General features: G+C 70.7%; 5 protein-coding genes. 3 read left to right on the top strand and 2 right to left on the bottom strand.

Translation table 11 applies throughout. The annotated features are described in order from the left end of the window. Positions 1 to 184: 184 nt before the first annotated feature. Positions 185 to 2,602, top strand: a complete 2,418-nt coding sequence (locus tag TA90_RS13480) for a putative bifunctional diguanylate cyclase/phosphodiesterase (protein WP_187120148.1) — start codon at positions 185 to 187, stop codon at positions 2,600 to 2,602. A 132-nt stretch (positions 2,603 to 2,734) separates the two neighbouring features. Here TA90_RS13480 and TA90_RS12845 read toward each other — a convergent pair whose 3' ends face one another. Then, complete coding sequence (locus TA90_RS12845; RefSeq protein ID WP_043537109.1) at positions 2,735 to 4,327, bottom strand: chitinase; 1,593 nt, start codon at positions 4,325 to 4,327, stop codon at positions 2,735 to 2,737. Between the two features lie 138 nt (positions 4,328 to 4,465). Between TA90_RS12845 and TA90_RS12840 the strand changes: the two genes are divergently transcribed. Then, positions 4,466 to 6,862 (top strand): glycosyltransferase family 2 protein, encoded by a 2,397-nt coding sequence (locus tag TA90_RS12840; RefSeq protein ID WP_074015415.1) that lies wholly within the window; start codon positions 4,466 to 4,468, stop codon positions 6,860 to 6,862. A 170-nt stretch (positions 6,863 to 7,032) separates the two neighbouring features. Here the strand turns inward: TA90_RS12840 and TA90_RS12835 are convergent, their stop codons facing one another. Further along, complete coding sequence (locus TA90_RS12835) at positions 7,033 to 7,317, bottom strand: hypothetical protein (protein WP_147513510.1); 285 nt, start codon at positions 7,315 to 7,317, stop codon at positions 7,033 to 7,035. Between the two features lie 285 nt (positions 7,318 to 7,602). On the opposite strand from TA90_RS12835, the gene TA90_RS12830 reads away from it, so the two are divergent. Further along, on the top strand, positions 7,603 to 11,313 hold the full coding sequence (locus TA90_RS12830) for a phosphodiester glycosidase family protein (RefSeq protein WP_147513509.1): 3,711 nt from the start codon (positions 7,603 to 7,605) through the stop codon (positions 11,311 to 11,313). Positions 11,314 to 11,549 lie beyond the last annotated feature (236 nt).

The raw sequence follows: 11,549 nt of genomic DNA, 5'->3' as shown, positions 1-11,549 counted from the left end.
CACACAGGTGCACGATGGACACCATGTATGCCATTCGACCCGCAATGAGCGGATTGCGCGATGACATCGGGGCGGTTTTCCTCCGGGGCGGTGGGTCCTCCACCTCTGCGGCGGCTGTCGGGCGGGATGAATGGCATTCGCCCGCCCGGCCGTTCTCCTCCGCACCGGTCCTGGGGTCCGCGCGGTGAGCGCGGGCACAGCGCAGGGTCTGGGACGCGCGGACACCAGGTGGCCGTTCGCGGCCAGTGTCGCCCTGTGGGTGGCCGTGGGGTGCGTGTCCGTCGGCTCCCTCGCCTGGGCGTGGCCCCTGGTGATGGAGCGCCTGCCCATCGCCATCGCCCTCATGGTGTGCGCCGCGCTGGGCACCAGCTCGAGGATCCGGGTCTCCGACAACGGGTTGGTCGACTCGATGGGGATGGGGGCCGTCGCCCTGTCCATGCTGGTCCTCAATCCCGACTACACGGTCGCCGTGTACGGCGTCTGGTTGGGTGGCGTGATCGTGGGGTGCGCCTGGTCCCTGCGGTCCTGGAGGGAGGGGGCATTCACCTCCTTCGCCGCAGGGGCGAGCGGTGCGATGTACGTCCTCGTCCACGACCTGACCCCCGATTTCCTCCCCCACAACCCGGTCCTCAACGCCAGTGGGGCGAGCGGACCCATCGTGATGGGGTTCCTCGCCTACTACGCCACCTGCGGGGTTCTGTCCGTACTGGGGGCACACCTCGTGGACCGTGTTCCCGTGTCCACGCTGCTGGCGGGTGTGGGGTGGGTCCGGCTGGGCATTGTGTTCGCCGTCCAGTGCGGTTCCACCGCAGTCATCACCTCCCTGGCCCTGTCGAACAGGGAGGTGACCATCGACGCGACGATGAACCGCAGTGTTGTGGCCGTCGGCGCGGTGCTGCTCGTGATCGCGGTGGTGACGCTGACCGCGGGGGCCAACCACGTGCAGCACCTCATCAAACGCGAGGGGAGCCTCGTCGAGGCGACGATGTCGATGCCGTGGCCCACCTCGCCGTCGGTGGCCGACCAGGCCCTCGACCACATGCGGCGCTCGATGCGCTCCTACGAGGTGGGGACGTCACCGGGTCCGGGTGTCCGTCGCCGTGTGGGCCACGGCGGCCTGCTCATCGAGTCGTCCGTGATCGGCGAGGGCGAGGCCGCATTCCGCCTCCACGTCCGCCGCAAGCCCTGGCAGCGGCCGTTCAGCCACTCCGACAGCAACTTCCTCGAGGCCCTGGCCGCCGTGGCCAGGGAGTCCCTGCGGGTGGACCGCGAGATGAGGCGGCTGCGCAGCCTGTCGAACACGGATCCCCTCACGGGCCTGCTGAACTACCGGGCGTTCCGCTCCGCGCTGGCGGACCTGGGGGAGCAGAGCAACGACTTCGGGCTCACTGCCCTGATCTTCATCGACGTCGACAACTTCAAGTACATCAACGACCGCTACGGCCACGAGACGGGCAACACCGTCCTGCGGTCGATCGCCCACCGGCTGCGCCACTCCGTGGGGGACTCCGACGTGGTGGCGCGGGTGGGTGGGGACGAGTTCGTCATCCTCATGACGGGCCTGCACTCGCACCGTCAGGTGGAGAACGTCTCCGGTGAGATCGACGCCCGCCTGGGTGTGCCCGTTGACACCGACCTCGGTCCGATTCCGGTGACGATCACCCAGGGCCTGTCCTACTCCACCCCCGGTCAGCGGGACCTGTCGGGGCTCATCGAGGAAGCGGACGAGCGGATGTACGCCGCCCGTGGCAACACGCTCCTGGCGGGTCCGGCCGACGAGGAGGCGGAGGAGGCGTCCCCGGACGAGGGCGGCCCCACCTCCGTCGCCCTCACGGGAGAGGTCGAGGCCCTCCGACGCGCGGTCGCCGAGGGGAGGATCTCGCAGGTCTACCAGCCCATCGTCGACCGCGTCGCCGAGAGGGTGGTCGCCGTGGAGACACTCGTGCGCTACTCGGACCCCACCTACGGGGACATGTCGGTGTCGTTCATCCTCCACGAGTGCCGACGCCTGGGACTGATGAACCAGCTCGCCACGACGATGCTGACGCGCGCTCTGGAGGACCTGGGACGTTTCCGTCTGGTGGCCCCCGAACTCACGACCCTCAACATCAACATCAACGTGGAACAGCTCCTGAGCCGACGGTTCACCCAGGCCCTCCTCGTCGCCCTCGAACGGAACCCCGACGTCACCATCGTCCTGGAGCTCAACGAGTCCTCCCTGCGCTCCGCCAGCGAGGAGGTCGCCCAGGAGGCCGCGCGCTTCGCGGCGGAGCACGGTGTGTCCCTGGCGATCGACGACCTCGGGACCGCCTACTCCGAGCTCGCCGCGCTGGTGCGCTTCCCGGTGCGATCGGTGAAGGTGGACAAACGGATCATCGACCAGTTCCACAACCCCCGCACCCGCCCCACGATGAGGTCCATCCTCGACCTGGGGGAGCAGTTCGGGTTCTCCGTGGTCTTCGAGGGGGTCGAGACCCCTGAGCAGGCGGAGTTCCTCGACTCATTGGGCGCTCCGCTCGCCCAGGGGTTCCTCTTCGGGCGTCCGGTGTCCGCCAACGAGTTCCTCGTCCGGCTGGACACCATGGGACTCGACCTGCGCTGAGGGGGCGGGCGTCGCACTCCTGCGCGGCGTCCGGTTCCACCGATCGCGGGTGCGCTCACACGGGCCCCGGGAACACCCGGGGGACCCGGCAGGCACCCGGCCTCACGGCTCTCGGCTTCGCTGCCCTGGGTCTCACTGCCCCTGGATCTCGCGCACCTCGTCATCGGTGAGGCGCCGCCACGGGGAGGAGTCCGCGTCGACGGCGCTGGCCTCGGGGCTGTTGCCCTGGGTCCACCACTTCGCCTGGTAGCCGATCCCGTCGAGCATGACGCGGTCACCCTGTTGGTACACCGTCGAGGGGTCCCACTCGGCCAGTGCGCCGGGGGACAGGGACGGCACGGGGGCCGGGGTCTCCCCGGGGAGCACCGGGCCCACCAGGCGCCACGGGTTCTCCTGCGTCGAGTCGTGCTCGATGAGGTCGGGCTGCTGTCCCTGGTTCTTCCATCGGGAGACGTAGACGTTGTGGTGCCACACGACCCGCTCGTCCACGGCGTACACGGTGGCCGGATCCCACAGGGGATACGGGCTCGTGGCGGGGTCGTCCTCGTCGCTGGTGGTGGAGGGGAGCGGGGTGGGGGAGGAGAGGACGCCGGGCAGGGTCGCGGCATTTCCGGTCATCTCCCCGGCGAGGATCGAGGAGAACTGCTGGTCGCCCTGCTCCACACCGCTGCAGGAGGTGGAGGGGGTCGACCGGTCCGCGTAGTTCGCCGGGCAGGCGTAGTCCCGGTTGAGGGACCACATGGACACCCTCCCCAGACCGTGCTCGGCGGCGAGGGCGGCGACGCGCGCGGCATCCGTGGTGGAGAGGAGCTCACCGGCCACGTCACTCTGACCGATCATCACCGTGGCGCCCATCATCGACCACACCTGCGCCGAGGTGACGATCCGTCCCGAGGAGACCAGGAGGCGCAGGAGCTGCTCATGGGCGGAGTCCAGCGACCGGTCGACGAGGTCGGGGATCCGAGTCTGCGTGGAGGACACCCCGAAGTCCATGGTCATCAGGTTCACGCCGGTGGGGACCAGCCCGGCGTCGAGGAACTCCTTGACCACTGCGAGTCCGTCGGCCGTCAGGCCCCCGGTGTCGGCCGGGAGGGTCAGCCAGAAGAGCGGAGTGGCACCCGAGGGCGTGGAGGTCTCCGCACCCGTGCCCGCGGTCCCCCCACCCTGCGCGCTCCGGCGCAGGGACGCCAGGGCGGCCACGCGCCGGGTACGGGCTGCGGTGTCGGTGAGGGCGTCGCCCTCGATGTCCAGGTCGATCACGGAGACGGCGTAGCGGTCGAGGACCTCGCGGTAGGCGGCGGCCAGGGACTCCGCGTCCGTGCACGCGGCAGCCAGGTCAGTGCCGTCGCGCCCGCCGAAGGAGATCACGGGGGTGCGTCCACTGCGTCCCACCTGGGCGATGCGCCGGTCCAGGTCGAGCTCGGAGGCGGCCTCGTCGAGGGTGTGGTACCCACCCCAGCTGGGGGTGCACGCGTCGTCGCCCGCGACGACGAACGAGAGCACGGGGTTCGAACCGTCGCCGCCCCCGGACGGGGACTCGAAGGGGTAGGGCGGGGTCGCGGTGACGTCCACGTACCCCCCGAACCAGGGGTCGGCCGTCGGCAGCTCGGCCGCCTGGCGGTAGCGGAACCCCAGGGTGCCCGCCATCCCGAGGAGTGCCATGACGACCAGGGCAATGAGCAATCGCCGGAAGGAGAAGCGCCGCCCCGGATATCGTGAACTCATGACACCTGTGACCCCTCGGATCCGCGGACTGTGAGGGCACGGGCTGGCACCCAGCAGCATGATAACGTGTGCCCACCACGGACGGTCCCATGCGGAAGCCGCCCACATGTCCCGATGTCCGGAGGAGGGACGCTCCCGATGACCCACGAGACCCGGGACGCGGACGCGGACACCCCGTCGCGGCGTCACCAGGTCGGTGCGGAGAGGTCGACGGAGCCGCTCCCGGTCCTCCACTCCCGGCCCTCCGCCTTCCGGCTCGTGCTCGGGCGCCTGGCAATCGTGGTGACCGTGCTGTCCTGGGCGATGTACGTCATCACGACCGTCCTGCGCCGGGTCATCGAGAACGAGCTGACGACGTTGGGCACGGTCATCGAGACGGTCGTCTACCTCGGGATCGTCACCCTGCTGAGCTTCTCCGCCCTCATGTACCTCGTCTCGCGCCAGGGCGCCCACATCCGTTTCCGCTCCCACCAGCGGGTCCCGCGCGCGCAGGTCGACCGGCACTTCTCGGTGCCCGATCCCCGTCACGGGATCACGGTCCTCATCCCCTCCTACGTGGAGGAGACCCACGTCGTCGTCAAGACGATCTGGTCCGCCGCCCTGCAGGAGTTCCCCGACCTGCAGGTCGTGCTGCTCATCGATGACCCGCCCAACCCCGGCGACCCGGAGCGCCTCCGCGACCTGGAGACCACGCGGCGCCTGGGGGAGACGGTGATGTCGGCGCTCGCCGCGCCCTCGTCGCGCCTCACCCGCGCCCGGGACACGGCCGGGGTGCGGCTGCGGGGCGTGGCGGAGGTGTCGGGTGCCGAGCTGAGCAGGTTGGCCAGCGAGTACCGGTGGGCGGCCCACTGGCTGGAGCAGATGGCCGAGGACTGGGAGGTCGTGGACCACACGGACCAGTTCTTCGTCCACCAGGTCCTCGGCGACCTGGCCCGCGACCTGCGCACCACGGTCACCGCCCTGGAGGGGGCCTCCCGTGAGCACGGTTCCCTGCCGCTCGCGCGCGTGCTCCAGCTCTACGACCGCCTGGCGTGGACCTTCACCGCGTCGGTGCGCACCTTCGAACGCAAGCAGTACGCCTCCCTGTCGCACGAGGCGAACAAGGCGATGAACCTGAACGCCTACATCTCGCTCATGGGGCACAGCTGGAAGCGGGTGGAGACCCAGCGCGGGGTCATCCTCCGTGAGGTGTACGAGGGCGAGTACGCGGACCTCGAGGTCCCCGACTCGGAGTACCTCCTCACCCTCGACGCCGACTCGATGCTGCTGAGGGAGTACTGCCTGCGCCTGGTGTACCTGTTGGAGTGCCCGGAGAACGAGCGTGTCGCGGTGGCCCAGACCCCGTACTGCTCCTACCGGGGAGCCCCCACGCGCATGGAGCGCATCGCCGCGGCGACCACGGACATCCAGCACATCCTCCACCAGGGGCTCACCTACTACGACGCCACCTTCTGGGTGGGCGCCAATGCGGTGATCCGCAAGAGGGCCCTGGACGACATCGCCCAGGTCTCCACGGAGGGGGCGCGCACCGTCACCACCTACATCCAGGACCGCACCGTCATCGAGGACACCGAGTCCAGCGTCGACCTCGGCCTGCACCGGTGGCACCTCGTCAACTACCCCGAGCGGCTCAGCTACTCCGCCACGCCCCCGGACTTCGGCTCACTGGTGGTCCAGCGGCGCCGGTGGGCCAATGGCGGCCTGCTGATCCTGCCCAAGTTCATCCAGCAGATGCGGGAGCGGCGGAACACGTCGAACGCGGTGCACCTGACCCAGGCGGCACTGCGGATCAACTACATGGCCTCCATCGCTTGGGCGAGCATCGGGCTCGTCTTCCTCCTGGCCTTCCCCTTCGACTCGCGCCTCCTGAGCCCGTGGGTCATCGCCGCGGCGGCTCCGTACTTCCTGTGCATGGCCCAGGACCTCAGGGACAGCCGCTACAAGCGCACGGACGTGTTCCGCATCTACGGCTTCAACCTGATCCTCCTGGCGGTCAACGTGGCCGGCACGCTGAAGTCCGTCCAGCAGGGCCTGACGAACGAGAAGATCCCCTTCGCCCGCACGCCGAAGGTCTCCAACCGCACGGCCGCGCCCTGGCCCTACGTGTTGGCGCCGCTGGCGATCATCGGGCTGTCCTGTGTGATCTTCGTGCTCGACTGGCACGCGAGGAACTGGGGCAACGCGGCCTTCGCCGGGTTCAACGCGGTGATGTGCACGTGGGCGCTGGTGTCCTACATCGGGGTGCGCAACTGCCTGGAGGACCTGTTCTTCGGGATCCTCGGCTGGTTCTTCGTCCCGGTGGAGCAGCCCCGGCAGGACGGTGCGCCACGGGGGCACTCGCGCGGCACGGACTGGAGGGCCCTGCTCTACTACGGGGAGCTCGCACAACCCCGCGGGGGAGGTGCGGCTCCCGTGGACCGGGCGTCGGCGGGGACGTGGTCCCCTCCCGGTCACGGCGCCCGGCCCGACACTGACCGGAGCGCGGGCGGCACCCATCCGGGTGCCGTCAGCTCCGGCGGTGTCGATGCCGCCTGACCGGGGGCGTTGACCCGGCGGCGTCGATGCCGCCTGACCGGGGGCGTTGACCCGGGGGCGTTGACCCGAGCGCGTTGACCCGGGCGCGTTGACCCGGGGGTGTTGACCCGGGGGCGATGCCGCCGGACCGATTCCGCCTGGGCTGGGGTATCGACCGGGGCCAGTGCCGTTCAGGTGCGGGCGTGGGCTTCCCAGCGGCTCTCCCACAGGGTCTGTCCGCAGGAGCAGACGATGACGGTGTGCCCCTCGACCGAACGTCGGCCCGTCATGACGTGGGTGGGTCCGGCAGGTGCGGGGTCCGCGGGGGTGGAGGGGCGGGCCGGCTCGCGGTGGATCCCGCCGATGGCGTCGTTCCAGCCGCGCACGTAGGCATCCCGCAGGGCGTCGGTGACGGTGTCGGGGATGGTGCCCCCGGAGGGGAAGGCCCGGGCAGCGCGTGTCAACGGATCAGTCATCTCGGTTCGGCCCCAGTCCTCTCCCTCGGGGCCTCCAGCCTATTGCGTGTGACGGTTGCAGCGGTGGACAGGGGTGGACGGCGAACGAACGTCCACCGGCAGGGAGTGCGGCCTCACATCGACGCATCCGCCCACCTTCCGCACCGGGGGACACCCACGAGGGCGGTCCCGACCCTCCTCCCCACCCCCATTCCGCGACCTGCGCGTCACCCTGCGTTCACGCAGATGGGAGTTGGTTGAAACCCTCGTGCCGTAGCGTCGCGGATCGTGAGATCCCACGACACCATGCGCAGCGCCACACGGGCGCCCCATTCGATCGTCCACAGAGTGCTCTCCGGCATCGGCGTGGTCGCCCTCGTCGCCGCCACACTTCCCGCCGCAGCCCTGGCGGCCGCCCCGAGAACCCCCGACGGGGACGTCCTGGGGGAGGTCTCCACCGACTCGGTGGCACCCGGTCTGGAGTACACGCACTTCCGTCACCTCTCGGACTCCGGGTGGATCACGGGCAACCTCCTCGAGGCGGACCTCGCTGAGCCGACCCTCCAGGTGGACCTGCAGGACCCCGGCACGGTCGCCGCCGTCCAGACCGTCTCCCAGCAGGTCGCGGGTGATGCGAGCGTGGTTGCGGCCGTGAACGGCGACTTCTTCGACATGAACGCCACCAATGCCCCGATCGGCACCGACATCTCCGCCGCATCGGGGGTCCGCTCGATCAGCGACTCCGCGAACGCGCTGACCCTGTCCAGCCAGGGTGTCGCCGCGATCCAGCGGCTGACCAGCACCGCGGCGGCCTCGTTCGCGGGCACGAGCCACCGCATCAGCGCCGTGAACTCCCCCTCGCTGCCGGCCGACGGCCTGGCCTACTACACCCAGGTGTGGGGCGGGGCGAGCCTCGACCAGAAGCTCGCCGACAGGCAGGTGCAGGTCGCCCTCGTCAACGACGGTGTGGTCGAGGACCTCCTCACGGCGGCACAGGCATCCCAGGCGCTCCCGATGGCCTCCGGCAGCGCGCTCCTCGTCGGGCTGGGCTCCTCGGCCGCCACCGTGGGGGCGCTGACGGTCGGGGACCCGGTCGACGTCAGCGTCGGTGTGGACCGCGACGTGGTGACGGCGGTCAGCGGCACCACCCTCGTCCTCAGTGGCGGGCAGGCCGTCCAGGGCGACGCGACGGTGGCCGCACGCACGGTGGTGGGCCTGTCGCAGGACGGGTCGCGGATGTGCGTGCTGGAGGTCGACGGACGCAAGTCGGACTCCCTGGGCATCACCACCGCCCAGGCGGGCGAACTGCTCCGGAGTGTGGGCGCCTACACGGGCCTGAACCTGGACGGTGGCGGTTCCTCCACCATGCTCGTGCGGGCCTCCGGCACGACTGCCGCGACCGTCCACAACCGCCCCTCCGACGGGTCCGAGCGGCCGGTCGCGAACTCACTGGTGTTCCGCTCCACCGCCTCCTCCACCGACCTCGAGGACGTGCGGGTCTCCACCACCGCGGACGGCGCGGACACCCTGCTGCCGGGGCTCTCGCGCTCCGTGCACGCACGGGGCATCGCGGCAAGCGGTGCGGGGCTCGACGTCACCGGGACGTTCTCCGCCTCCGGCGCCGGTACGGTCGCCGAACAGAGCGGAAACTCGGCCGTCATCCGGGCGGGATCGGTCCCCGGCACCATTCCCGTCGCCTTCACGGCCCGGGGCAGGAGCGCCAGCACGACCCTGCGGGTCATCGGCACACTCGACCACCTGTCCACCTCCCAGACGTCGGTGTCCCTCCAGGACGCCGGGGACACCACGACACTGACGGTGACGGGCCACGACGCCGACGGTCGATCGGCGCTGGTGGAACCCCGCGACCTCACCATCAGTGAGGGGAGCGGGGCCGCCACCCTCACGCCCGCCGACGACGGCACCCTCACCGTCACCGGGGAGCAGGTCGGCTCCGACACGTTCACGCTCACCGTGGGTGGGCACTCCACCCAGGTGACGGTCACCGTGGGCATGGAGGAGAAGCAGGCGCAGTCCTTCGCCGACGCCACCAACTGGGGCTCCGAGTACGCGCGCGCCACGGGCGCCCTCGCAGCCGCCGAGGGACACGAGGGGAACCCCGGGCTGCGCATGACCTACGACTTCACCCAGTCCACCGCCACCCGCGGGGCCTACGCGATCCTCCCGAGTGCCCGGGGAGGATCCACGGGCACCGAACTGGAGGGACAGCCCCTCGAGCTGCGCCTGTGGATCAAGGGCGACGGTTCTGGGGCCTGGCCGCGCATCCAGGTGGTGACCGGTGACGGGGTGACCACGAACCTCGACGGTCCCACGATCACGTGGACGGGGTGGCAGCAGGCCACCTTCACGGTCCCCACGGGCACCGCCTACCCACTGACGCTGCAGCGCGTGCGCATCATGGAGACGCGGTCCACCGCCTCCTACCTCGGGGACATCACCGTCTCCGACCTCAGCGTGGTCGTACCCCCCGACTCCGTGGCACCCGTGCTGCCCACCGTCCACGACGCCTCCGTCGTCACCGACGGGACGGTCTCGGAGCGCTCGCTGCAGATCGCCGTCATCTCCGACGCCCAGTTCACGGCCGCCGGGGGGAGCCTCAACGAGGCGATCATCGCCAACCTGAGGCGCAGCCTCCGCCAGATCGTCGCCGCGGGCCCCGACCTCGTGGTCATCGACGGGGACCTCGTGGACGAGGCCAATGCGGCGACCTTCGCCCTGGCGGAGCAGATCCTGGACGAGGAACTCACCTCGAAGGCAGACGTCCCGTGGATCTGGGCGCCGGGCAACCACGAGGTCATGGGCAACCCCATCAGCCTCTTCGCCCAGCAGGAGGGCGCGCAGCTCTACTCCACCCAGGTCCTCAAGCGCACACGGGTGACCACGCTGGACTCCTCGCGCGGCACCCTGCACGCCGACGGCACCGACCAGCTCGCGAAGCTCCGGGCACAACTGGACGCCGATGCCGACGACCCCTCGGTGACCGGTGAGGTGATCGTGTTCCACATGCCCACCGAGGACTACCTGCCCGACAAGAACAGCCAGCTCTCCGACCGCACGGAGGCCCAGGCGATGGACGACATGCTCGCCGCTTGGCGTCAGCGCACCGGCAAGTCGGTGGCCGTGGTCAACGGTCACGTCGGAGGGTTCAACGCCCGCAGCTTCGACGGTGTCACGCAGCTGACCAACGGGAACTCCGGCAAGGGCCCGGCCGCGACCGCCGACAACGGCGGCTTCACGGGGTGGACCATGCTCGGCGTCAACCCCGGGGCCGGGATCACCGGGGACACCCTGGGGGACGCGACGGCACGGACCCGGTGGCTCCGGGCCGAGACCCACGCCCATGTCGATGCCGATGCGGACCCCACGGGCGGCAACGGTGTCGTGGTCAATGCCTCGGCGACCAGCCTGGAGGTCGGCCAGTCGGCCTCCGTGGCCGCCAGCGTGTACCAGTCCGGGATCGGCGCGATCACCGTGGCGTGGCCCATGAGCGCGCAGTGGGGTGGGCAGGGCGTCACCGTCGAGTCAGGCTCGGTCGACGGCCTGGAACGCAGCGCGCAGGTGGTCCGTTTCAACCCCGACACCGGCGAGCTCACGGCCGTCGAGCCGGGCACGGCCACGCTGGACGTCACCGTGAACGGCGTGACCTCCTCGGTCGAGGTGACGGTCGCGGCCTCCTCCGACGGGGGCGATGACGAGGACGGGGACGGGTCCCAGAGCGGCGGGGATGACGGGTCGCAGTCGGGCGCCGACGAGGGCGGGTCCCAGAGTGGTGCGGACGATGGGTCGCAGTCGGGCGCCGACGAGGGCGGGTCCCAGAGCGGCCCGGTCGACAGCTCACAGTCCGGGGCCCAGACACCGGGAGCCGGATCCGGGGACCCGGACGACCTCGCCAGGACCGGGGCCCTGGCGCTCCCCGTGCTGGTCACCGCCCTGTTGGTCACCCTCGCGGGCGGCTTGGTGCTGATGGGTCGGAGTTCGGTCCTCAGACGCAGGTGAGGCACCCGGGGTGCCCAGCGCTCCCGCTCCGGGAGCAGTGAAGTGGTGGTGCCGGTGCGCCGGTCCTGGGACCGGACCGCACCGACACCACCACTGTCGCGCTGACCTCCTCGGTCAGTGCGGACTGACGGGACCGGGTCGGTCAGCGTGATCCGGTCAGCGGGAACCCATCGACCTCCTGCGCAGGGTCAGGGCACCGGCGCCACAGGCCAGCAGGGCCAGTGCCGCGAGGCCCG

Source organism: Actinomyces polynesiensis (assembly GCF_000820725.1).
Lineage (GTDB): Bacteria > Actinomycetota > Actinomycetes > Actinomycetales > Actinomycetaceae > Pauljensenia > Pauljensenia polynesiensis.
The sequence above is the reverse complement of the archived record's forward strand: the minus strand, read 5'-3'. Positions and strand labels throughout refer to the sequence as shown.

Excerpts from the sequence above, each read along its gene's own strand:
- TA90_RS12835 (WP_147513510.1), bottom strand. The coding sequence starts at position 7,317 with ATGACTGATCCGTTGACACGCGCTGCCCGGGCCTTCCCCTCCGGGGGC.
- TA90_RS12845 (WP_043537109.1), bottom strand. The coding sequence starts at position 4,327 with ATGAGTTCACGATATCCGGGGCGGCGCTTCTCCTTCCGGCGATTGCTC.
- TA90_RS12830 (WP_147513509.1), top strand. The coding sequence starts at position 7,603 with ATGCGCAGCGCCACACGGGCGCCCCATTCGATCGTCCACAGAGTGCTC.
- TA90_RS12840 (WP_074015415.1), top strand. The coding sequence starts at position 4,466 with ATGACCCACGAGACCCGGGACGCGGACGCGGACACCCCGTCGCGGCGT.